General features: G+C 56.5%; 31 protein-coding genes. 22 read left to right on the top strand and 9 right to left on the bottom strand.

Annotated features, from left to right (window positions below; all coding sequences use genetic code 11):
• Nucleotides 1–13 precede the first annotated feature (13 nt).
• From AACZ17_RS16510 to AACZ17_RS16475, 8 genes are all read right to left on the bottom strand, one after another.
• Nucleotides 14–280 carry a hypothetical protein gene (locus AACZ17_RS16510; RefSeq protein WP_339638931.1) on the bottom strand — a complete coding sequence of 89 codons (267 nt, stop codon included), beginning with the start codon at nt 278–280 and terminating at the stop codon, nt 14–16.
• Nucleotides 277–492 (bottom strand): hypothetical protein, encoded by a 216-nt coding sequence (locus tag AACZ17_RS16505; RefSeq protein WP_339638930.1) that lies wholly within the window; start codon nt 490–492, stop codon nt 277–279. The genes AACZ17_RS16510 and AACZ17_RS16505 overlap by 4 nt, the downstream gene beginning before the upstream one ends.
• A 19-nt stretch (nt 493–511) precedes the next feature.
• Complete coding sequence (locus AACZ17_RS16500; RefSeq protein WP_339638928.1) at nt 512–676, bottom strand: hypothetical protein; 165 nt, start codon at nt 674–676, stop codon at nt 512–514.
• Nucleotides 677–737: 61 nt separating this feature from the next.
• On the bottom strand, nt 738–1,163 hold the full coding sequence (locus tag AACZ17_RS16495) for a phage antirepressor KilAC domain-containing protein (protein WP_339638926.1): 426 nt from the start codon (nt 1,161–1,163) through the stop codon (nt 738–740).
• Between the two features lie 11 nt (nt 1,164–1,174).
• Entirely contained in the window at nt 1,175–1,357 is a 183-nt protein-coding gene (locus AACZ17_RS16490; RefSeq protein ID WP_339638924.1) for a hypothetical protein, read from the bottom strand.
• A 650-nt stretch (nt 1,358–2,007) separates the two neighbouring features.
• Nucleotides 2,008–2,310, bottom strand: coding sequence for a hypothetical protein (locus tag AACZ17_RS16485; RefSeq protein ID WP_339638922.1), 303 nt, complete (start codon nt 2,308–2,310; stop codon nt 2,008–2,010).
• Nucleotides 2,311–2,619: 309 nt separating this feature from the next.
• Nucleotides 2,620–2,844 carry a hypothetical protein gene (locus AACZ17_RS16480; protein WP_339638921.1) on the bottom strand — a complete coding sequence of 75 codons (225 nt, stop codon included), beginning with the start codon at nt 2,842–2,844 and terminating at the stop codon, nt 2,620–2,622.
• Between the two features lie 32 nt (nt 2,845–2,876).
• Complete coding sequence (locus AACZ17_RS16475; protein WP_339638919.1) at nt 2,877–3,224, bottom strand: helix-turn-helix transcriptional regulator; 348 nt, start codon at nt 3,222–3,224, stop codon at nt 2,877–2,879.
• Nucleotides 3,225–3,594: 370 nt separating this feature from the next.
• On the opposite strand from AACZ17_RS16475, the gene AACZ17_RS16470 reads away from it, so the two are divergent.
• Nucleotides 3,595–3,987 carry a hypothetical protein gene (locus AACZ17_RS16470; protein WP_339638917.1) on the top strand — a complete coding sequence of 131 codons (393 nt, stop codon included), beginning with the start codon at nt 3,595–3,597 and terminating at the stop codon, nt 3,985–3,987.
• On the top strand, nt 3,984–4,307 hold the full coding sequence (locus tag AACZ17_RS16465) for a hypothetical protein (protein WP_339638915.1): 324 nt from the start codon (nt 3,984–3,986) through the stop codon (nt 4,305–4,307). Before AACZ17_RS16470 ends, AACZ17_RS16465 begins: the two co-directional genes overlap by 4 nt.
• 31 nt (nt 4,308–4,338) lie before the next feature.
• On the opposite strand, the gene AACZ17_RS16460 is transcribed toward AACZ17_RS16465, so the two are convergent.
• Nucleotides 4,339–4,581, bottom strand: coding sequence for a hypothetical protein (locus AACZ17_RS16460; RefSeq protein WP_339638913.1), 243 nt, complete (start codon nt 4,579–4,581; stop codon nt 4,339–4,341).
• A gap of 301 nt (nt 4,582–4,882) precedes the next feature.
• Here AACZ17_RS16460 and AACZ17_RS16455 point away from each other — a divergent pair, with 301 nt between their 5' ends.
• From AACZ17_RS16455 to AACZ17_RS16360, 20 genes are all read left to right on the top strand, one after another.
• On the top strand, nt 4,883–5,719 hold the full coding sequence (locus tag AACZ17_RS16455) for a toprim domain-containing protein (RefSeq protein ID WP_339638911.1): 837 nt from the start codon (nt 4,883–4,885) through the stop codon (nt 5,717–5,719).
• Nucleotides 5,720–6,122: 403 nt separating this feature from the next.
• The gene (locus AACZ17_RS16450; RefSeq protein ID WP_339638910.1) at nt 6,123–7,532 is read left to right on the top strand and encodes a virulence-associated E family protein; all 1,410 of its coding nucleotides are present in this window, start codon (nt 6,123–6,125) and stop codon (nt 7,530–7,532) included.
• 762 nt (nt 7,533–8,294) lie between these two features.
• Entirely contained in the window at nt 8,295–8,588 is a 294-nt protein-coding gene (locus AACZ17_RS16445; RefSeq protein ID WP_339638909.1) for a hypothetical protein, read from the top strand.
• A 66-nt stretch (nt 8,589–8,654) separates the two neighbouring features.
• On the top strand, nt 8,655–8,957 hold the full coding sequence (locus AACZ17_RS16440) for an HNH endonuclease (RefSeq protein WP_339638908.1): 303 nt from the start codon (nt 8,655–8,657) through the stop codon (nt 8,955–8,957).
• A gap of 132 nt (nt 8,958–9,089) precedes the next feature.
• Nucleotides 9,090–9,629, top strand: coding sequence for a phage terminase small subunit P27 family (locus tag AACZ17_RS16435; protein ID WP_339638906.1), 540 nt, complete (start codon nt 9,090–9,092; stop codon nt 9,627–9,629).
• Nucleotides 9,544–11,310 (top strand): terminase TerL endonuclease subunit, encoded by a 1,767-nt coding sequence (locus tag AACZ17_RS16430; RefSeq protein ID WP_339638904.1) that lies wholly within the window; start codon nt 9,544–9,546, stop codon nt 11,308–11,310. Before AACZ17_RS16435 ends, AACZ17_RS16430 begins: the two co-directional genes overlap by 86 nt.
• Before the next feature lie 211 nt (nt 11,311–11,521).
• Complete coding sequence (locus tag AACZ17_RS16425) at nt 11,522–12,823, top strand: phage portal protein (RefSeq protein ID WP_339638903.1); 1,302 nt, start codon at nt 11,522–11,524, stop codon at nt 12,821–12,823.
• 121 nt (nt 12,824–12,944) lie between these two features.
• Nucleotides 12,945–13,466, top strand: a complete 522-nt coding sequence (locus tag AACZ17_RS16420) for a collagen-like protein (RefSeq protein WP_339638902.1) — start codon at nt 12,945–12,947, stop codon at nt 13,464–13,466.
• Complete coding sequence (locus AACZ17_RS16415; RefSeq protein ID WP_339638900.1) at nt 13,466–14,071, top strand: hypothetical protein; 606 nt, start codon at nt 13,466–13,468, stop codon at nt 14,069–14,071. The genes AACZ17_RS16420 and AACZ17_RS16415 overlap by 1 nt, the downstream gene beginning before the upstream one ends.
• Nucleotides 14,068–14,277, top strand: coding sequence for a hypothetical protein (locus AACZ17_RS16410; RefSeq protein WP_339638898.1), 210 nt, complete (start codon nt 14,068–14,070; stop codon nt 14,275–14,277). The genes AACZ17_RS16415 and AACZ17_RS16410 overlap by 4 nt, the downstream gene beginning before the upstream one ends.
• 2 nt (nt 14,278–14,279) lie before the next feature.
• Nucleotides 14,280–14,903: an HK97 family phage prohead protease gene (locus tag AACZ17_RS16405; protein ID WP_339638897.1), complete on the top strand. Its 624-nt coding sequence runs from the start codon at nt 14,280–14,282 to the stop codon at nt 14,901–14,903.
• Nucleotides 14,904–14,973: 70 nt separating this feature from the next.
• Nucleotides 14,974–16,215 (top strand): phage major capsid protein, encoded by a 1,242-nt coding sequence (locus AACZ17_RS16400; RefSeq protein ID WP_339638895.1) that lies wholly within the window; start codon nt 14,974–14,976, stop codon nt 16,213–16,215.
• A 79-nt stretch (nt 16,216–16,294) separates the two neighbouring features.
• Entirely contained in the window at nt 16,295–16,711 is a 417-nt protein-coding gene (locus tag AACZ17_RS16395; protein ID WP_339638893.1) for a hypothetical protein, read from the top strand.
• 48 nt (nt 16,712–16,759) lie between these two features.
• Nucleotides 16,760–17,194, top strand: coding sequence for a hypothetical protein (locus AACZ17_RS16390; protein WP_339638891.1), 435 nt, complete (start codon nt 16,760–16,762; stop codon nt 17,192–17,194).
• An 11-nt stretch (nt 17,195–17,205) separates the two neighbouring features.
• Nucleotides 17,206–17,481: a hypothetical protein gene (locus tag AACZ17_RS16385; protein ID WP_339638889.1), complete on the top strand. Its 276-nt coding sequence runs from the start codon at nt 17,206–17,208 to the stop codon at nt 17,479–17,481.
• Nucleotides 17,481–17,762: a hypothetical protein gene (locus AACZ17_RS16380; RefSeq protein ID WP_339638887.1), complete on the top strand. Its 282-nt coding sequence runs from the start codon at nt 17,481–17,483 to the stop codon at nt 17,760–17,762. The genes AACZ17_RS16385 and AACZ17_RS16380 overlap by 1 nt, the downstream gene beginning before the upstream one ends.
• Nucleotides 17,762–18,349, top strand: a complete 588-nt coding sequence (locus tag AACZ17_RS16375; RefSeq protein WP_339638885.1) for a head-tail connector protein — start codon at nt 17,762–17,764, stop codon at nt 18,347–18,349. The genes AACZ17_RS16380 and AACZ17_RS16375 overlap by 1 nt, the downstream gene beginning before the upstream one ends.
• Nucleotides 18,346–18,675, top strand: a complete 330-nt coding sequence (locus AACZ17_RS16370) for a phage head closure protein (protein WP_339638883.1) — start codon at nt 18,346–18,348, stop codon at nt 18,673–18,675. Before AACZ17_RS16375 ends, AACZ17_RS16370 begins: the two co-directional genes overlap by 4 nt.
• A complete protein-coding gene (locus tag AACZ17_RS16365; protein ID WP_339638881.1) occupies nt 18,675–19,232 on the top strand; it encodes an HK97-gp10 family putative phage morphogenesis protein in 558 nt (185 codons plus the stop codon). Before AACZ17_RS16370 ends, AACZ17_RS16365 begins: the two co-directional genes overlap by 1 nt.
• Complete coding sequence (locus AACZ17_RS16360) at nt 19,229–19,636, top strand: DUF3168 domain-containing protein (protein ID WP_339638879.1); 408 nt, start codon at nt 19,229–19,231, stop codon at nt 19,634–19,636. Before AACZ17_RS16365 ends, AACZ17_RS16360 begins: the two co-directional genes overlap by 4 nt.
• Nucleotides 19,637–19,640 lie beyond the last annotated feature (4 nt).

The following is a 19,640-nucleotide window of genomic DNA, read 5'->3' as shown; positions in this document are numbered from 1 at the left end:
CGTTGGCGACAGGTCAAATGCTGTTGGTAAAAATCACGTCCAGCGCGGACGCAACCACAAAGCCCCAGATGAACGGAAAGAGCCATGGCAGTTCCGGTTGCTCGTCAGTGTGCTGGTGGTTCTGGTCGGCGCGGCTCGGTGATATCGGCGCTCGGCACGATGGCGAAACGTGAATGACGATTCGTTCTTTGGCAGGCCGTGGTTTAAGCGGTAGCGGCGTGACATTGTGGGCGCACGGGCTTTTTACTACGCTGAGCTTGGGGCGGCGCTTGTTGTTCATGACAGGCTCCTCTGGCGCTGCTGGGTGCGGTTCAGCGTGGTGTCGCTAAGGGGCACAAAGCCCCTGCTGAATTCGCTGTCGATCTGTTTGATGTGCCCGCCGGTGCGCAGGTACGCTTCAACATCTTTTTCAATCAAAGCTCGGCGCCTGGCTGAGCTGGTCGTTGTCGGCAGTTGGTCTGCATGGTTTGGGCGTAGCTTGGTCCAGTTCATGGCGTGCCTCTCTTTGTGGTTACCAGTGGTTCAGGCCGGTGCACCAGCCGGTGATGAAACTTTGCATTTGCCTGCTGCTTTCCTGCAGTTGTGCTGCGCAGGCGGCTTTGGTTCTATGCTCCACGCTGACAACCGCATGCCCGTTTGAGGTTTGCAGCAATACCAGCAGGAGCCAGGTGGTCATGATTGCTCCGTTAAAAAAGCCCGGTTACCCGGGCGACCCTGGATGGTTCTGTTGGTAGTGGTCATTGCACAGTGCCGCTGCCTCGGCCGGATCGTCGGTAACGTCGAGCATCTGCCACGGTGTTGCTCGACCCTTCGCCGGCGCCCACGCCATGTACATCGGTTGACCCAGCACGAGCGACTTGCTCACTCGGTAGCCCTTGTCGCTCTGGCTGTACCACTTGGTTTTTCTCGTCCATTTCATCTGCAATTTCCTGCAGCAACGCCATGCCTGGTTCTGTTACCAGCGTGACGGCGTAGTAGCGCTGTATGGTGGTGCCCTTCAGGTTGTAGCTGCGCTGCTCTACCCGAAAATATCCCGCATCGATGTAGCGCGTGAGGGCGATGTTTTTGCCCCCAAGAATTCGGCGCTGGCGCAGCTCTCGGTACAGTTTTTTGCTGCCTATGCCGAGCCGTTGTGCGGCTTCATCAATCCGGATATTGGTCATGGCTCCCCCTGTCAGGTGAGTGTGTGTTCCATGTTGGCCAGTGCGCGCAGCACGGCTTCCCGGTGCCGTATCCACACCGCCCCGCTGTGGTTGGCATGCAACCAGAGCATGACTTTGAGCGCGGCCAGGCACTGATACCGGTGGCCGGGTATGCGCTCGGCTCTGTAAATTTGCGAGGGTGTGGTGTGCATCATCAGACGCATCTCCTTTCCCATCCCTCTTCGGCTTGCTGGTCGGCATGCTCATGGCCGCTCGGGTATTCATCGGGCGGGTACACAAAAACCGGGCCGCCAGCGCCGCAGGTCGAGCATGTTATTCTTACTATGTTGTGCCCATACGGATGGCTGCCGTAAGCAGGGCCAACGTTGTGGCTATTGCAAAAGGGGCAGGGCTTCATGACGAGCACCTCTTGGAAAAACGAAATTAATTATCCTCGGCGGGCCTGCTCTAAGTGCGCAAAGACAGCGTGGAAAGTAGGGTTCTACGTTGATGCCGGTGGCCAGCCTAAATACCCATTCATATGCGCCGCGTGTGGTCACAGAACTGCGCAATTTGCAAAGCGTAGGGCTGTTGAGCGCTCCGGGCTGGACGTAGACACGGGGCACCCGAGGCAGCTGCCCCGAGTATGCGAAGTTTGCGGGTGTGCCGGGGCTGAGAGACATCACTGGGCGCCCAGTGCGCTTTTTGGTGTCGAGGCTGAGCGCTGGCCAACATCCTATTTGTGCCAGAGTTGCCATGCGCGATGGCATACCCTCGTTACGCCGAACATGCGATACGACGACTGATTCCGTGCGCTGCCGGGTTGTTCGCTCGGCTCTGTAAATTTGCGAGGGTGTGGTGTGCATCAGGCTGTCTCCAGCTTGAAATCTGGTGGGGCTGTGGCTATCGGTCCGTTTGCTTTCAGTTGCGCCAGCTGAATTTCGATGGATTGGAGTTTGAAGTCAGCGTCCGGAGCGTCGAGGTAAACGGTCCAGTCCAGCAGGCGGGGTCTTTTTGCGCCGAGGCGGTAGTCTGAGCCAGCAGGGTGTGCGTAAACGGTGAGCCCATCGATGTGCCCGAGATAGGTGACCATTACATCGGCGATCCGGGCCTGACTGATTTCCATGGCAGCGGCTGTGATCTTCAGTGCTCGCTCGGTGGGTGTCATGCTTTGCCTCCGTCGGGTGCTGTGTCTGTACCGTTCTGGGCGGCAGTCGCCAGCGTGATTTGCTCTGCGTCGGCACTCATGAGCTTCAGGCCTGCGTCGGCTGCAAAGCGCAAGATGGTGATGACGGGTGTGTTGTCGGGGATTTTTATGAGCATTTCGCGGTTCTCGCAGCGCGTCGTTTTGCAAACGCTACACAATACGTGTTCGCATGTCAACACGAAATGTGTAGTTCGGGTGCGAGCGTATTTCGATTTGCGAATTTACAGGGGTTTCGCGGGGAGGTTTTGGTTCAGGGCGGTGCCGGTGCTTTTAGCCCCAGCCGCCGCTTTCTTCGGCAGAGCTATGTCGAGTATCAGGTGCTGGCTTGCCGGTAAGTTGTTCGAGTTGACGGCTGAGTCGGTTTGATTGTTCCAGCATCTGATCCAGTCGCCCCTTTATGCCGAATACAGCAAACGGCAACAGCGCCCATAAAATTACCAGGGCGAATATGAAAAGCACCGCGATGATGTTCATGCCTTCGATAGCGTTAGTCATTGTGGTCTCCCGTGATTTTTTGGGTTTTTATTCTAGCTTGCATCCTTCTTGATTTCAGGCTGCGCCCCGTATGCGGGCGGTTGAGACTCAGCAACGCGGTGGAGCGTGTCCTTTCCCCGTGAATCCATGCGCACATATTTCCGTGCAAGGGCCTCCAGTGACGGGTCATCGTCCAGGCCACCAAGGTAAGAGGCGGGCTCTTTGAGTATTTTTGAAAGCGCCACGAGAATGTCTGGTGGTGGGTATCGGGTGCCTTGTTCGAAGTTCCCCAGGCGAGACGGGGTCAGCCCGGGGACATGGCCGGCCACGGCGACTTGCGTGAGGCCAATAGCCTCTCGCGCCGCCTTTATTCTTTTACCCGCCAGTTTCTTGTAATCCATGGGGCGGAATTTTAGACACGTATCGTGCGGTGACGTACTTACGTTTTGTGGGCTTGTTGTTGCCTTAACTACACGATATGTGTTATTCATATTGCATGAACCTACGTGATTACATCAAGAGTGTTGGCGATTCGCGAGCTGCAGAGCTCTTTGGGGTCGAGGAGAGAACTGCAGCCTCGTGGCGTCGTGGTGAGCGAAGCCCGCGCCCCAAAACGGCCGCAACGATAGTCTCTGTAACGCAAGGGGAAGTCTCCTTTGCCGAGGTTTATCAAGCTGATTCAGCCGAAGTCGCCTGAACCTCGCTCTGGTAGCGAGGTTTTTTTATTGTCCGCTAGCGGTGTTACCACCGCTTACCACTACGGGGTAGCCAATGGCAAACGCGCAGCATGAGTTGTTCCACGAAGACTTAAGCGATGCTCTCAAGCACTTGGTTGCAGCGCTGGGAGGGCCAAAGATTGTTGGGGTGGAGCTATGGCCAACGCTGGCTCCGGATACTGCAGGGCGGAAGATTAATCATTGCCTTAACGATGAGCATGCCCAGCAGTTCCATCCGCAGGACATTATGTGGCTCCTGACAGAAGGGCGTCGGCGCGGTGTTCATTCCGCTATGGCGTACATCACCCGTGAGGTCGGGTATGCGGATCCGCAGCCAGTCGAGCCGGAAGATGAGCAAGCCAAGCTGCAGCGAGAATTTTGTGAGGCCGCGAAGAATCTTGATCAGATTATGGTTCGGATCGAGCGCATTCAGGGTCGGCAAAAGTGAGCAAGATACCCCTGCCAACCATGCGCTTCGACAAAGGCCGCTCGGAAAAGTATCACCGGGCGATGCGGTTGTTGGCGGATGCTGCTGGAGATTTGCCGGTTGAACAGGCAGAGGCGTTGCTCATTTTTTTGCAGGCATCATCTGTGTCAACTCACGTTTTGGTGCATACCCATAGTTCGGGCCCGGTTCAGGGCGTTATTCAAGTGTGGCTTGAGCCTACACATTTTCTTTTATCACTTATCGATGCCACGGAGCGCAAGCAGCTCGACGCGTTTTTTGCCGGGCGCGATGTGGCGGCTGCGTCGGCTGTGGCGCATTAGGGGGTGGTTTTGAATAAGTCTGGATTTTGTGTCAGTGCTTCGGATCTCCGTTGTTTGGAGGCGAGGCGCTTCCCAGCTTCTGAAGTGCCCTCTGTATTTGTTGTATCAGGCTCTCGGCTTGTGTGCGTGTCAACGCGTAGTTTCGACCAGGGTTCGGTCTATCGGGGCTCTGCATCGGCGACGCCAAAAAGTCGAACTTAAGCAGGATCAGGCCCTCATCTTCGATCATGCGTGTAGTGGTTTGTGCAACAGGGAAAATATCAATATCAGACATAGTGAATCTCCTGGTTGATTGGTTGGCGCCTCAACTATAGCGGAGATCCCGTCACCTGGGCAGTGGTGAGGCGGCCGGGGCAGACCGGCATTCAATAATAGCGTTAGCAGAGGTAGGCAGGTATGGGGAAGATCAAAAGAACCATTGCGGGTAAACACCTTGTGAAGCAATCCATTGAGCGATCGCGCGAGCGGTTGTCTCGTCTTGTAAACCATATTGGCTGCGCGTATCCATACGCATCGTTTTCTGATGCGGCTGCAGCTGAAAGGCAGGTCATAAAAACACTGCAGTCGCTGTAGTTATGCAGGATGTGATGCAGCAGCTCGCACAGGGTGGCCTTGTGATTGACGGCGCGCTCGAATACGGCCGTCTGGTGCGATGCAAGGTCGAGGGTGATACAGGCCGTAAGCAAAGCGGCTGGTATGTGTTGCATACCCTTGTGCTCGATAACGGTCAGGATGTTGTGGTTGGCCGCTACGGCAACTGGAAGCGTTACGGTGGTGAAGGGCAGAAGGTTGAGCTGGATTTGCCTGAGCTTACTGCCGAGCAGAAAAAGGCCTTTGCAGCCGAGCAGAAGCGGCTGAGCGATGCCGCGCGACGTGAGCGCCTGGCTCGGGCCGAAGAGGCTGCGGAGCGTGCGAAGAAACTATTTCCCAAACTGCCTGACTCGGGAAAATCTCCTTATCTTGATAGAAAAAAGGTGCGCGCTTTTGGTGTGCGCTTTTCCCGTGGTTCGATTGTTGTTCCTCTCAGAAATTCGGAATTAAAGCTGGTTGGTCTGCAGTTTATTGCGCCCGACGGCAGTAAAAAATTTTTGACGGGTACCGCCAAGATGGGTGCTTTTCACATGGTGGGGGTTCCGTCGGAAAAATCACCTTTGTGTATTGCTGAAGGCTATGCCACGGCGGCGACTGTTCATATGGCATCGGGTTGGGCATGCCTGGTTGCGTTTGATGCGGGCAATCTTAAACCCGTCGCGCTGGCGGCTCGGAAAATGTATCCAGATATCGAGCTCGTAATCTGCGGCGACGACGATCACGCGACGGATGGTAACCCGGGTGTTACGAAGGCGACAGAGGCTGCCGCTGCTGTTGGCGGTTGCGTTGTGATTCCCCAGTTCGAGAAGGGGGCGTTGTGACGGCTCGCAAGGCAAAGTGGATGGGCATGAATTGGTGCAGGCCGTCAACGCGGCTTGCGGTTTATCTGCGCGATGAGGTGGTCTGTTTGTGGTGCCAGAACGATTTTGATTCTGACGATAGAAAGCCAAGCCTCGACCATCTTGTGCCGGTTTCTCGCGGTGGTAGCAATACCCCGTGCAATTTGTTTACAGCGTGCCTGGGCTGCAATAGGCGGCGGGGTAATTTGAGCATACCGGCCTTTGCTGCATCGTTTCCGGATCCGCAAGGCGTGGAGAGGCGCATACGCAATGCGGTCAGGCGGCGGCTGCCTCGTGAGCGCGCTATCGAAATTCTTAATGATCACCTAACGATTACAGGCGCGCTGTTGGCGTTGATTCGGTCTGCTCGGGAGTGCGAGTTGTAATGAGCGATGCTTTGACTGATTTCAACGATCTGCATTGCGCTCACGGGCTCGATACTGTTCGAGACCAGGTGGAGCGCGCATATCATAATTTTGTTGAGACGCGCAGCGTTGAATCAGCGCCGCCAGAGCCTGAGCAGGAAGAGCTGCCTTCACCGCCGGACCTTGATTGGCTGCGGCAAATGCAGAAAACGCGGCAGGGCGCGTTCATGGCCAATATTTATAACGCGCATATGGTGTTGTCTCACGATTCAGACTGGCAGGGTGTGTTGGGGTACTGTGAGTTCAGTTATCGCATTATCAAGCGTCGGGTGCCGCCGTGGTTTGGTGGCGTGGTGGGTGAGTGGACAGACGCCGATACGGCTCGTCTGCGAATCTGGATTTCAAAAAAATACGGTTTCTCGCCGAAAAGCGCTGACGCGGAAGACGCGATACTGGTAGCTGCTCAAGACAAAAGTTTTCACCCTGTTACTGAATATCTGGATGGCCTCGTGTGGGACAGGCAGCCTCGTGTTCGCTCCTGGCTAAAAACCTACATGGGTGCGGAGTCGTCGGCGGAAGATGCGGGTGAGCGTGCGCGGTACGAGCGCTATGTGTCTCTGGTGGGCACGATGTGGCTGATTGCTGCAATTGCTCGCGTTGTTCGCCCGCCGGTGAAGTCGGACTGCGTTTTGATTTTGGAAGGGCTGCAGGGGCTGGGCAAGTCAACCGCGCTCGAGATTCTCGGCGGCAGTTGGTTCTCGGATACGCACTTTGCTCTGGGTGAAAAAGACGGCTACCAGCAAATGCAGGGTGTGTGGATCTGTGAGCTGGCAGAACTGGATTCTTTCAACAAGGCTGAGTCGACTCGCGCGAAGCAATTTTTCGCGAGTTCTGAGGATCGATACCGCCCTGCGTATGGTCGTCGCGCTCATGCCTTTGCGCGGCAGTGTGTGTTCGCCGGTACCACCAATCAGGACAGCTACCTGAAAGACCCAACGGGCAACCGGCGCTATTGGCCGGTGTTTTGTTATCGGCTCGACGCGGTAGCGTTGGCTCGCGATCGGGATCAATTGTGGGCTGAGGCCTACCAGTTGTATTGCCTGGGTGAAAAGTGGTGGGTGCAGGAGCATGACAAGCATCTGTTTGAAGAGCAGCAGGAGGCGCGGTTCGCATCCGATGTTTGGGAAGATTTGATTGTGGAGTACCTACGCGATCCGATGAATAACGCAGAGGTTTATTTCACTACCAATGATCTGATGGCTGGGGCGTTGCGGCTTGAGCCTGCACAAATGCGCCAGCCTGAGCAAACGCGTGTAGGGCAAATCATGACGCGCCTGGGGTGGCGCAAGTCTCGGCGCGCAGTGCTTGAGAGTAGCGGTAAGCAGGTGAGGAAGTGGGTTTATGAGCGGCCGCCTGACTGGAAGGGCTGAAATGTCCAACCTGTCCAACCTGCCGCGTGGAGGTTGGACGCGCTGAAAGCCGCGTCATTACTGGGCGTGTCCAACCTGTCCAACCTGTCCAACCTTTTGCGCGCACGTGTATGTGTTTTTACATGCGCGCTGTAAGGCCGAAACGAAAACGATTAATCGTCTTGTGTGTACGAATAAGGTTGGACAGGTTGGACAGGTTGGACAAAGCCAGTAGCTATAAGGGTTTCAGAGTGTCCAACCTCGCCAAAGGTTGGACAGAGGTTGGACATAGCAGTGGGGGATAGCAATGAGCATAGGCACAACCAGAGAAAGACTTACCGCGTGGGGCCGATGGCAGCGTCACGGTCAGAACTTGGGGTTGAGTTACAAGTCGCCTGCAGAGGCGATGATACGATTGAAGCTGGGTGCAGGCGTTGGTGAACCACCAGTGTGTGACGACGATGCATTGTTTGTTGATCGTGCTATTGCTCGGCTTAAGCATCGGGATGGTGATTTGTATGAGGTGCTTTTCCTGTCTTACGTCTACAGCCTGGGTAGTAGAGAGATTGGAAAGCGCCTTCATCGAGATCACAAGTGGGCTCAGCGAATGCTGTTCAGTGCCGAGTGCTGGGTCGATGGCAGGCTGGACTTAGTGGCTGCCTAAATATTTGTTGACTGGGGCCCCGGCTTTCTGTACAAAAAGCTCAAACTGCGGTTTTACCGACTCAACAAAGCCCGGCCACTGAGCCGGGTTTTTTTATGCGCAAATCTTGTGGAGTAGATATGGGCCTGCACATGCAGCAAGCGGCGGAACAAGTCGCAGACGTGGCGCAAAAAGCTGGTAGTGGTGTCGCGGTTGCCTCTGGTGTTTGGGCTTGGGTCGGCACGAATCATCAGGTCATCAGCACCATCGTTGGGTTTATTGCTTTGCTTGTGACTATCGCGGGCATCGTATTCAACATCAGACATAAGCGCCGCGTTGAAGCCATCATGGCTGAGCAGCTTGATCGGCGCCGCCAGCAACTGAATCCAGATTCCGACATCGTTACTCCGTACCCCGGCAGCCAGCAGCAATAATAAAATCTCCATGTGTGCTGTTATTGCCCGTCCAGACGACGGGCTTTTTTAATTGCATAGGCCCTCATGCCGAAACCTTACAATCGACGTTGGCAGAAAGCGCGGCAAACTTACCTGCGCAATAACCCGTTGTGTGTTTGGCACAAGCGTGATGGCAAGGTGGTCGCGTCAAGAATCGTTGACCACATCATTCCTCATCGTAATGACATGAAACTGTTTTGGGATACCAGCAACTGGCAGGCGCTGTGCAAGTCTTGCCATGACTCGCACAAGCAGCGGCTTGAGAAGAGCGGGGTGATTCTGGGCTGCGATGAAGACGGTATTCCAACAGACCCGGGCCACCACTGGTCAAGGGGAGGGGCGGGGTAAATTCCTGGCACCTCTCTGGATGTAGACCGGCGGGTTCTCACTTTTTCTGCAAGCGGGAGTTTTGGGGAGGGGGGGAGTATCAATGTGCAGACTTAATATAGGTCAGGATTTTGAATCCTGCAAGTGACTGAGATGGGACAACGCGGACCGAAACCACTGCCCGATAATGTTCACCGGCTCAATGGTAATCCTAGTAAGAAACGCTTGGGTGCAGTTGGTGCTGGTACTGACGTTCCGGTGGAGGTGCCGGACGCACCGGAACACCTGAACAAAGCTGCGCTGGCTGAGTGGAATCGAATCAGTTCTGAGCTCTACAAACTTGGCCTGATTGCAAAAATCGATCGCGCCATGCTGGGCGCATACTGCCAGGCATTCGCTCGCTGGGCCGAGGCCGAATTGAAGATCGCCGAGCTGGGTGAAGAAGGGCTGGTGCAGAAATCGCCCAACGGTTATTTGCAATATAGCGTCTGGCTTCAGATCAGCAACCGCGCCCAGGAACAGATGAAAACCTTCGGCGTAGAATTTGGGATGACACCATCAGCTCGGGTCCGAGTTAACCCCAACCCGCAGATGGGATTGTTTGACGATGGCGAAGAAAGCGGCAACGACAAAAACCAGGGCAAGGCCAAAGGAAAGTCTGCCCGCTCGCCCGAGAGCTATTTCACGAAGTAGAGACCCGGTTACCAATTATGCGCAGCGCGTTGTTGCCGGCAGGATCGTAGCTGGCCCTCACGTTCGAGATGCCTGCGCCCGGCACTTGCGCGATTTGGAGGAGGGGCCGAAAAGGGGTTTGGTCTGGAGGGTAGACCAGGCAAAAGACGCGATCGGGTTTTTCCGTGATGTGCTTTGCTTGAATGGCGGCGACTTTGAAGGCGACCCGTTTATTCTGTTGGACTTCCAAGAGTTCATAGTTGGCTCATTGTTTGGCTGGTATGACGAAGACGGCACCCGTCGCTTTCGCGTTGCGTATATCGAGACTGGTAAGGGTAGTGGCAAATCACCGCTGGCCGCCGGCGTCGGTTTGAAAGGTCTGGTAGCAGACGGCGAAAAGCGCGCGGAAATTTATGCTGCCGCGACAAAAAAAGATCAGGCGATGATCCTGTTCCGTGATGCGGTTGCGATGGTCGATCTGTCGCCGGTACTGGCGGAAAGAATTCGGCGAGCAGGAAGTGTTGGCCACGAATGGAACCTGGCTTATCAGGAAACCATGTCTTACTTCAGGCCGATCAGTTCCGACGATGGACAGTCTGGGCCTCGCCCGCACATGGCGCTGCTGGATGAGATTCACGAGCACCGTGATGGTCGCGTTATCGAAATGCTGCGAGCTGGCACCAAGGGCCGCAAGCAGGCGATGATCTTTATGATCACCAACAGCGGTGCAAACAAACAGTCGGTCTGTTACGAGTACCACGAATACGCAGGCCAAGTGTGCGCGGGCATGGTGGAGGACGACACCTTTTTTGGTTATGTCTGCGCCCTGGATGAAGGCGATGATCCGTTCAATGACGAGAAGTGCTGGCTGAAAGCCAACCCATCGCTGGGTATAACCATCCAGAAGAAATATTTGCGCGAGCAGGTTCGTGAAGCGCGAGGCATGCCGAGCAAGGAATCGGTTGTGCGGCGGCTGAACTTCTGCCAGTGGGTGGAGGCTAACTCGCCGGCGATTAGCTATGACCACTGGATAGCTGCGCAAGACAAAGAGTTTGTTAGCAACTTCAAGGGCCGGCGTTGTTATGCAGGCCTTGATCTATCCAGCACAACGGATTTGACTTCGCTCGTGTTGTCGTTTGAACCGACAGAAGACGATCCCTACTGGCGATACCAACCTTTCTTCTGGTTGCCTGAAGAGGGTATGGCGGAGAGGGAGAAGCGCGACAAAGTGCCTTACTCGAAATGGTTGCGAGACGGGCACCTGGAAGTAACGCCGGGCCGAGCTGTTAGCAAACAGTTTGTACTGCAGCGGCTGGTGCAGTTATTTCAGCCGCTCACTATTGAGGCTCTGGCTTATGACCGGTGGCGCATTGAAGACCTGAAGGTCATGGCTGAAGAGGGTGGGTTAACACTTCCCGAGATGCACGCGTTCGGGCAGGGCTATCAGTCCATGGGCCCGGCTTACGACGAATTTGAATTGCGCTTGCTGAACGATCTGTTCCGGCATCCTGGCAATCCGGTGTTCACCTGGAATGCGGCTAACACGGTTGTTACAACGGATCCGGCGGGATCGCGAAAGCCAGCCAAAGATAAAGCCATTGGGCGGATCGATGGCATTGTTGCAGCCGTTATGGCCACTGGTGTTTCGATGAAGCGCACAGAGCAGAAAGCATCAGTTTACGAAGAGCGAGGATTGGTATGAAAAATGCGTCGCCCATCACCCGAGTGGCAACAAGTCTGGGTCGGGCCACGGCTGGCTTCTTCGGTCATTTCTTTTTTGACTTCACCGCTATCGCAGGCCTGGGCATGCTGGGGTTTGGAATCTGGCAATGGAGCCAACCGGCGGCTTATGTAACTGTTGGCTCCATAATATTTGTCAGCAGTCTTCTGGGTGCTAGGGCCAAGGCCGCGCAGTGATTATCGAGCAGATGTTTGAAAGACGGTCGCAGTCGGTAAACCCGGCGCACCCGCGCGATCCTTTATTGGCGTCGCTGTTTGGCTTGTCTGCAAATACGTCTGCGGGTGTATCCATAACACCTGATCGGGCGATGCGAATTGTGGCGGTCTATGCGGCTGTCCGGATTATTGCAGAGACCGTGGCAAGTCTGCCGCTAAATGTGTATCAGGGCCGGGATGATGGCGGCAAGGAAGTTACGCGCGCTCACCCGCTCTATCCGTTGCTGCACGACCAGCCGAACGCCTGGCAAACTTCATTTGAATGGCGGGAAATGATGGTTGGGCACGCGGCGCTTCGCGGCAATGCCTATAGTGAAATCATCCACAGTAATGGTGGAAGTGTTGAGGCTTTGATTCCGCTGCATCCCGACCGGGTGATTCCGTTCATGCCTCGTGCCGGGACAATGGCTTATGAATACGCGGCGGCTGATGGCAGGTCGCGAATTATCCTGCAAGACGAAATGCACCACTTGCGTGGCCTCTCTGCGGATGGAGTGAAGGGGTACGACCCCGTAGATTTGGCGCGTGACTCTCTCGGTCTAACGGCGGCCAGCGAGGAGTTCGGCGCGCGGTTTTTTGGAAACGGTACGGTCGCTGGTGGCTACCTCAAGCACCCGCAAACATTGAGCGAAGACGCTCAGAAGCGACTGATTAAATCGTGGGAAGAACGGCACCGAGGTCCGCAGCGTTCCCATCGCCCTGCAGTCTTGGAAGAGGGCATGGAATGGCAGGCAATCGGGATCGAGCCGGAAAAGGCTCAGTTCCTGGAAACGCGGAAGTTTCAGATTGCCGATATTGCCCGCATGTTCCGCGTGCCGCCGCACATGCTGGCGGATCTGGATCGTGCAACCAACAACAACATCGAGCACCAGTCGCTTGAATTCTTGATGCACACGATTCGGCCATGGCTGGTGCGCCACGAGCAGGCAATACGACGGGATCTATTCTCGATCGAAGACCGCCGCAAGCATTTTGCGAAATACCTTGTTAACGCCCTGCTGCGTGGCGACGTTAAATCACGGGGAACGTTCTACAAGGAAATGTTCGGCATCGGCGCAATGTCGCCAAATGATGTGCGTGAGCTTGAGGACTTGAACCCGATCGACGGCGGCGATCAATACTTCATCCAGTCAAACAACGTAGCCCCACTCACCGACCCGGTTCCCAAAGACGATGAAGACGACCTCATTAGAGCGCTCACAGACCTTGTCAAAAAGAACGGGTCTGACAGCCCTGACGCTGCTACTGACACAAGATGAGCGCTACCGTGGCCCACGGGGCGAACGAGGGGACAAGGGCGAGCGGGGCGAGCAGGGCCAGGTAGGCGCCAGGGGCGCGCAGGGTCAAGAGGGCGAGCGAGGCCCCAAGGGTTACCGGGGGTTGCGGGGAGATACAGGCGAGAAAGGCAATCACGGATCCCGCGGCGCCAGGGGCGAAGCCGGCCCTCGTGGAGTTAAGGGTGAGCCCGGACTTGGCATTGACAAGCAGCGCACTCGGATTAACAACAAGGGAAATCTCATCCTGGCGTTTACAGACGGCAGCGAAAAAGATCTTGGGCGCGTTCGAGGCGACGACGGCAACAGCCCGTCGCCAGTAATCTCCCGAATGGGTGGAGGCGGTGGAACCAACGATTTCAATTTTAAAACCGTTGTCGGGAACTACACCGTCGAAACGCGGGTCACCGTGTTGCGCGTCGACACGTCGGGCGGCGATGTCACCGTCACGGTGCCAGCGGGGCGGCGCAAGTGGCTGCATATAAAACGCGTCGGATCCGGATCGGTCACAGTGTCGACCGATACTGGTGCTGCTATTGAGGGCGAGACCAGCCGTATTCTCAATCGCGATTTGTGGGCGCTGAGAATCGCCTGGGATGCAGAACATGAAGCGTACTGGGAATTTTGATGGGCAAAGAAGTTCTACCTGATCCCCTTAACGTCAACCAGCAAATCGGAGACGTTGATGCACCGGGCGGCGCGGGCAATGTCTCTGGGTCAACGCCGCGGATTACGCTGGCGACAGACGATCTTGCTATTGCCGCTGCGATCGAGGCGCTGCGAGATAAGTATTCTCAGCACTTCAACGCAGGTCTGATTCGCCACGTTGGCGCCTCCTTAACGTCGGGGCTCGCCAGTACGCAAAGTTTTCGGCTGGCCAATCCGGCAGCCAGCGGCAAGAACCTATTAGTGCTGCAAACGTTGTTGACGCCAACGGTTGATGCAACGTTCACATTGAGCAAAAACGGCACGCTCGCGGGGCCGACAAACCACACACCATGGAACCCTATAATCGATGGTGGCGACACCACGGTAGCTGTTGCGCAGTCGCAGGCAGTCGCATTCACAGGAGCGACATCGTTGCCAGGCGGCCTCCGCACGGCGGCTAATATTACGCTGTCTCTTCCGCTCTTGGTCCTGTTGACGCCAGGGAAGAGCATCGGCGCGAGCGTAACCTACGGCACCGGCGCCACCTCGCACGTCAACATCATATACGTAGAGCTGCCGGAATGAAGATCAACTGCCCGCACTGCGGCACCAGTGCTGCACCAATCTGGGTGCGAGTAAGCGACGAAGCTCGCCCGCACTCTCCGGGCACCATAGATGTGCGTGTTATAGGCAAGCACTTCTATGAGAATCAGGTAGCGCTGGGGCCTTGTGAATTCTCCGGCGCGGTGGTGACACCAGACCAATATGAACAGCTGCAATGGCAGGAGTGATGATGAATAAGAGCATCGAAAAACGCGCATTCACCGCTGATGAAATGCGCGTTGAAACCCGCGACGACGGCAGCAAGCGAATTGTCGGCCATGCCGCTGTGTTTAACCAGTTGAGCGAGAACCTCGGCGGATTCCGCGAGCAGATTGAGCCGGGCGCCTTTGATGACGTGCTTGACGACGACGTGCGGGCGCTATTCAACCACAACCCGGATCACGTGCTGGGTCGCACTTTATCCAAGACCCTGAAAATCGAGCAGGACAAAACAGGCCTGCGTTATGAAATTGATCCGCCGGATACCCAAGCGGCCCGCGACCTGATGGTTTCCCTGGAGCGCGGCGATATATCGCAATCGTCTTTTGCCTTTTCTGTGGGCGACGACGACTGGGAGGAAAACGATGAAGGCGTGATCATCCGCACGATCAAGACTTTCAAGCGATTGTTCGATGTTTCGCCGGTTACCTATCCGGCATACCCGGATGCCGACGTGGGCTTGCGGAGCCTGGAAGCCTGGAAGCAATCACGCCGCCCGCATGAAGATCGCGGGCATAACGACAACCATGAGCAGGGAGAGGGTATGCCTATCGACATGCTCAAACGCAAATTGGATGTAGAGGTTCTTAGCTGACGCGGAGGCGTTAGCAAGAAAAGCAAGGGCCTGGTGGCCCTTTTTTTATGTCAGTCGAAAGGAGACTACTATGAGCAAGCGACTGCAAAGCCTCCGCGAGAAGCGGAGTAATCTGGTGAAAGCCGCCCGTGATGTTATTGAGCACGCGGAAGGCGAAAGCCGATCTTCACTGAATAGCGATGAGCAGCAAAAGTACGACACTATCTGGAGCGAGGTCGAAAGCCTCGGCACAGAGATCAAGCGCGAAGAAGATCTCGATGAAGCGGAGCGTCGGATGGCGGAGCGCGCTTCTCGCGAGCGCGAGGAAGGCGGTAACCGCAGTGACGAGCAGGGTGACCAGTCTGAGCGTCGAGCCGCCGCTCTGATGGGTGCCTTCCGTAGCTGGTGTGCCGAAGGTCGCATTGTGGGTCAGGCGGCACGAGAGCTGCGTGATCTGCAGGCGGATGTCGATATCGAGGGCGGTTATATCGTGCCTCCGGAACAGTTCGTGAACCAACTGATCAAGTTTGTCGACGACATGGTGTTTATCCGTCAGCGGGCCACGGTCATTCAGGTGCCTTCGGCGCAGTCACTCGGCGCGCCTTCGCTCGATACTGACCCTGCTGATGCAGACTGGACTTCGGAGCTGGATACCGGCAGCGAAGATTCGGCGATGGCCTTTGGTAAGCGATCGCTGCATCCGCACCCGCTGGCCAAGCGCATCAAAGTCAGCAACAAGCTCTTGCGCGTTGCCACCATGAGCGCCGAAAACCTGGTACGTGAACGCCTGGCGTACAAGTTCGGCATCACTGAGGAAAAAGCCTTCCTCACCGGTACCGGAGCAGGTCAGCCTCTGGGCTTGTTCACCGCGTCAAACGACGGTATTTCCACTGGGCGCGATGTGTCTGAAGGCAATACGGCAACATCCATAAAGTTCGATGGACTGATCGAGGCGAAGTACACCCTCAAGGGCCAGTACCATCCGAACGCGGCGTGGATGTTCCACCGCGATGCACTCAAGCAGCTCGCCAAGCTCAAGGATGGTGAGGGTCAGTACATCTGGCGTGAGAGTGTTCGCGCTGGCGAGCCAGATCGCCTTCTGGGGCTGCCGTTCATCATGAGCGAGTACGCGCCTAACACGTTCACTACCGGTAAGTACGTCGGCATTCTCGGCGACTACAGCAACTACTGGATTGCCGATTCTCTGGCCATGCAGTTGCAGCGCCTTGTGGAGCTGTACGCTGAAACCAACCAGGTGGGTTTTATAGGTCGCCGCGAGCTGGATGGCATGCCGGTGCTCGAAGAGGCCTTTGTTCGCGTCAAGCTGGGTTAAAGCAAGCCCGATCCATTAGTAGCGCGCGGCTTAGCCGCGCGCACTTAACAAGACAAATGGGACAAACAGGAGAAACATCATGAACCTGTCCAAAAATACGAAGCTTGTGCTGGTCAGTCTTGCTGCCGCCAGCGCCGGTACCGCCATCAACTCCGCCAGCGTCGACATGCAGGGCTTTGACGGCGTTGTGTTCTTCGGGTCATTCGGTAAGGCGAACGCGAGCAATTTTGCAAACGCTGCGCAGTCAGATGACGACACGACCTTTACCGACCTGGCTGGCACCAAAGTCGCGCCTGGTGATGACGACGATTCCTTTCTGATCGACATCTATCGCCCGGGTAAGCGCTACGTGCGCTGCGAGATAGACCGCGGCGGCGCGAATACAGCCACCGGCGACATCTACGCCTTGCTGTACGGTGCTCGCAACATGCCTGTCACGCACGGCAGCACCATCGATGCTGAAACGCATGTGTCACCCGCCGAAGGGACTGCCTGATCAGTCTCCGTGACTGATCATCCCTTTTCATAAATCTGGAGATGAAACATGACCAGTAGCAAAGTGCGCATGCTGCAAGGCGGTGACGCGCAGCAAGTTGATAAAGGTGGCAAGTTCGGTCGGATCGGCGGCGCCACGATTACGGTGGGCACAGAAGCGGCCAACGTAATTAACGTTGCGATTCAGCTGGAGCAGCCCAATGGCGACGCCCTGGACGAGTTCGGCTATGTCACGGCCTACCTGTCGGACGATTCCGGTGGCGACGGCGTGGCGGGCACGGCACCCAGCGGCACGGTGGTCATCGGCACGGACGGAGCGATTATCGGTGAAATCACGGCGAAAAAGGTTCTGCTGCTGCAGTCCGAGGCCGACGGTGACATCGATATCAACATCACCGAGACCGGTGCCGACACCTGGTATCTGGTCGTGATTCTACCGAGCGGTGTCAAGGTTGTGTCCGACGCCATCACCTTTGCTGCGTAACGGGTGCTGATATGGCCGTAACAGCGAAAAAACTGACCAGCACCGGCGTAGTAAACAGTAGCAACGCCAGGGTGCTGGGTGTCCACATCGAGGCGACAGGAGTGGCCGGCAGCGTCACTCTCAAGGATGGTGGTGGTAGCGGCACCACCAAACTGGATATCGGTCTGGCGGCTGCGGCCGGTAATCACTACGTACCGGTTACCGGCGGCGGCATCGACTTTGCCACTGATGTCCACGCCATCCTTGCCAACGTTACCTCGATCACTGTGATTTACGAGGATTTGTGATGCGAGTCAAAATGATCAAAACCGATGCTGGCCCCGATGGCAGTTACACGCAGGGCCATGAATATACCGTGTCTAACGAAAAGGCGCAGGAACTGTTCGGTGCTGGCGCTGCTGTGCCTGTGAAGAGTGCGGCAGTTGAGCGGGGCGTTTCCCGGGAAGCGGAAGCGGCGGAAACCCAGCAAGGCGTTGGCGGCAGCGGCCAGAAAAAAGTTACACCCAAGAAGCGGGCCGCGCGGAAGCGCAAGGCTGAGTCTAAGCGCCCGGGCGGTAACAGCCTCTGATGCGCCTGGATGGATGGTCGCTTTCCACGGTGGAGGCTCCTGCTGAGGAGCCGGTCACCACTGCGGAGGCGAAAGATCACGCGCGCATTGATATTTCCGACGACGACACTTTGGTCGACGCGATGGTCGAGTCGGTTCGCCTGCACACCGAGGATTTTCTCGGGCGCGCCCTGGTTACGCAAACGCTGTCGCTGCAGCTGGATCGCTTCCCGGAAGTAATCGAATTGCCCCGGCCGCCGCTTCAATCGGTGTCGTCCATCACCTATGTGGATGCTGACGGAGCGACGCAGACGCTGGCGGCGTCCAAGTACAGGGTGGACAATAAGTCTGCGCCTGCGCGTGTTACGCCGGCCTGGGGTGAGGTGTGGCCGTCTACCCGCGCGGTAACCGGGGCTGTGACCGTGCAGTTTGTGGCCGGGTATGGCGCCGCAGCCGATGTGCCGCAGCGTATCAAGCACGCCATTCTGATGGCGTTCGGGCATCTGTATGAGAACCGCGAGGATGTATCAGTGGGCGTCCAAGGGCACAAACTGCCACAAAATTCTCAGTGGCTGCTCTGGCCTCTGCGGGTTAAGTGGTTTCAATGATACGCGCTGGCAAATTCCGCAACCGCATTACAATCCAGAATTTCACCACCACCCGTGATGCGATCGGCGCGGAGGTAAAGAGCTGGGCCACGTTCGATGCGGTGTGGGCGGCTGTAGAGCCACGGTCTGGACGTGAGCTGTTCAACGAGCAGTTCACTGGCGAGGTGGATACGCTGATCCGCATTCGGTACCGCAGCGGCATCAACGAAAAGATGCGCATTGTTTGGGGTAGCCGCACCTACCAGATCAAGGCGGTGCTGGATCAGCAGGCGCGCCACAAAGAACTGCACCTGATGTGCCGCGAGCTGAACCCGGAGGATAGTTGATGGCTGCGAAGTCGCTGAATATTGGCTCGCGCCGGACGAACCCTGCCGGCTTTTCCGGTAGCAGCAGTCAGGGTTTTCGTATCGAGGGTTTTGATGATGTTTATAAAACGCTCAATCGCCTGTCTGACAAGGAGCTGCGCAAAGTAGCCCGTGGCATGCCGAATGCGGCTGCCGCCATGTTGCGCAAGGAGATCCGTGACGAGGCTCCGAAAGTCTCCGGCAACTTATCCAAGGCCATCAAGAACCGGCCTGCATCCGGCGAGGGGAACGATTTCGTCGCGCACGTGTATGTGGAAACCGGCAAGCGTGCGCAGAACGATGGCTGGTACTGGCGGCTTGTGGAGTTCGGTACTGCCGCTCACGAGATCAAGCGCCGGCTTAAGAAGGGCTTGAACATTGGGGGCGGAGTGTTTCGGGGCAGTGCCCAACACCCAGGCAAAGCGGCCCAGCCATTTATTCGCCCAACCATCGACAGAAACAAGGCTCGCATTCCCGGGGCGATGGCGGACTACGCTCGCAAGCGCTGGGACAAAGCCGTTAAAAAGGCGCGCCGATGACGGCCAGTGCAGAGAAAGTTATCTACCACCTGCTAAGCAATGCCAGCGGCGTAACGAATCTGGTGAGCACCCGCATCTATCCAGCGGTGCTGTCGCAGGGAGCGGCATTTCCGGCGGTCAGTTACTTCCGGGTGTCGGGTAACCGCCACTGGTTGATGGGTAGCGACGCGGGCATCGTGCACCAGCGTATGCAGGTGTCCAGCTGGTCGCAGGGCGTCGAAAATTACCTGCAGGCTGACCAGGTGGCGCAGGAAGTACGCAAGGCCCTGCAGCGCCAGCGCGGCACCATTAACGGCGTAGAGGTGATCGACATTCTTCAGGATGGCGACGGCGCCATTATTTTCGAAGACGAGATCGAGGTGTATCAAGCGATCTCCGACTACCAGGTAATTTACCGAGAGTAACGTT

Origin of the sequence: uncultured Haliea sp., from assembly GCF_963973825.1 — a bacterium.
Taxonomy (GTDB): Bacteria; Pseudomonadota; Gammaproteobacteria; order Pseudomonadales; family Halieaceae; genus Haliea.
The sequence above is the reverse complement of the archived record's forward strand: the minus strand, read 5'-3'. Positions and strand labels throughout refer to the sequence as shown.

Excerpts from the sequence above, each read along its gene's own strand:
- AACZ17_RS16510 (WP_339638931.1), bottom strand. The coding sequence starts at position 280 with ATGAACAACAAGCGCCGCCCCAAGCTCAGCGTAGTAAAAAGCCCGTGC.
- AACZ17_RS16505 (WP_339638930.1), bottom strand. The coding sequence starts at position 492 with ATGAACTGGACCAAGCTACGCCCAAACCATGCAGACCAACTGCCGACA.
- AACZ17_RS16500 (WP_339638928.1), bottom strand. The coding sequence starts at position 676 with ATGACCACCTGGCTCCTGCTGGTATTGCTGCAAACCTCAAACGGGCAT.
- AACZ17_RS16495 (WP_339638926.1), bottom strand. The coding sequence starts at position 1,163 with ATGACCAATATCCGGATTGATGAAGCCGCACAACGGCTCGGCATAGGC.
- AACZ17_RS16490 (WP_339638924.1), bottom strand. The coding sequence starts at position 1,357 with ATGATGCACACCACACCCTCGCAAATTTACAGAGCCGAGCGCATACCC.
- AACZ17_RS16485 (WP_339638922.1), bottom strand. The coding sequence starts at position 2,310 with ATGACACCCACCGAGCGAGCACTGAAGATCACAGCCGCTGCCATGGAA.
- AACZ17_RS16480 (WP_339638921.1), bottom strand. The coding sequence starts at position 2,844 with ATGACTAACGCTATCGAAGGCATGAACATCATCGCGGTGCTTTTCATA.
- AACZ17_RS16475 (WP_339638919.1), bottom strand. The coding sequence starts at position 3,224 with ATGGATTACAAGAAACTGGCGGGTAAAAGAATAAAGGCGGCGCGAGAG.
- AACZ17_RS16470 (WP_339638917.1), top strand. The coding sequence starts at position 3,595 with ATGGCAAACGCGCAGCATGAGTTGTTCCACGAAGACTTAAGCGATGCT.
- AACZ17_RS16460 (WP_339638913.1), bottom strand. The coding sequence starts at position 4,581 with ATGTCTGATATTGATATTTTCCCTGTTGCACAAACCACTACACGCATG.
- AACZ17_RS16455 (WP_339638911.1), top strand. The coding sequence starts at position 4,883 with ATGCAGGATGTGATGCAGCAGCTCGCACAGGGTGGCCTTGTGATTGAC.
- AACZ17_RS16450 (WP_339638910.1), top strand. The coding sequence starts at position 6,123 with ATGAGCGATGCTTTGACTGATTTCAACGATCTGCATTGCGCTCACGGG.
- AACZ17_RS16445 (WP_339638909.1), top strand. The coding sequence starts at position 8,295 with ATGGGCCTGCACATGCAGCAAGCGGCGGAACAAGTCGCAGACGTGGCG.
- AACZ17_RS16440 (WP_339638908.1), top strand. The coding sequence starts at position 8,655 with ATGCCGAAACCTTACAATCGACGTTGGCAGAAAGCGCGGCAAACTTAC.
- AACZ17_RS16435 (WP_339638906.1), top strand. The coding sequence starts at position 9,090 with ATGGGACAACGCGGACCGAAACCACTGCCCGATAATGTTCACCGGCTC.
- AACZ17_RS16430 (WP_339638904.1), top strand. The coding sequence starts at position 9,544 with ATGGCGAAGAAAGCGGCAACGACAAAAACCAGGGCAAGGCCAAAGGAA.
- AACZ17_RS16415 (WP_339638900.1), top strand. The coding sequence starts at position 13,466 with ATGGGCAAAGAAGTTCTACCTGATCCCCTTAACGTCAACCAGCAAATC.
- AACZ17_RS16410 (WP_339638898.1), top strand. The coding sequence starts at position 14,068 with ATGAAGATCAACTGCCCGCACTGCGGCACCAGTGCTGCACCAATCTGG.
- AACZ17_RS16405 (WP_339638897.1), top strand. The coding sequence starts at position 14,280 with ATGAATAAGAGCATCGAAAAACGCGCATTCACCGCTGATGAAATGCGC.
- AACZ17_RS16400 (WP_339638895.1), top strand. The coding sequence starts at position 14,974 with ATGAGCAAGCGACTGCAAAGCCTCCGCGAGAAGCGGAGTAATCTGGTG.
- AACZ17_RS16395 (WP_339638893.1), top strand. The coding sequence starts at position 16,295 with ATGAACCTGTCCAAAAATACGAAGCTTGTGCTGGTCAGTCTTGCTGCC.
- AACZ17_RS16390 (WP_339638891.1), top strand. The coding sequence starts at position 16,760 with ATGACCAGTAGCAAAGTGCGCATGCTGCAAGGCGGTGACGCGCAGCAA.
- AACZ17_RS16385 (WP_339638889.1), top strand. The coding sequence starts at position 17,206 with ATGGCCGTAACAGCGAAAAAACTGACCAGCACCGGCGTAGTAAACAGT.
- AACZ17_RS16380 (WP_339638887.1), top strand. The coding sequence starts at position 17,481 with ATGCGAGTCAAAATGATCAAAACCGATGCTGGCCCCGATGGCAGTTAC.
- AACZ17_RS16375 (WP_339638885.1), top strand. The coding sequence starts at position 17,762 with ATGCGCCTGGATGGATGGTCGCTTTCCACGGTGGAGGCTCCTGCTGAG.
- AACZ17_RS16370 (WP_339638883.1), top strand. The coding sequence starts at position 18,346 with ATGATACGCGCTGGCAAATTCCGCAACCGCATTACAATCCAGAATTTC.
- AACZ17_RS16365 (WP_339638881.1), top strand. The coding sequence starts at position 18,675 with ATGGCTGCGAAGTCGCTGAATATTGGCTCGCGCCGGACGAACCCTGCC.
- AACZ17_RS16360 (WP_339638879.1), top strand. The coding sequence starts at position 19,229 with ATGACGGCCAGTGCAGAGAAAGTTATCTACCACCTGCTAAGCAATGCC.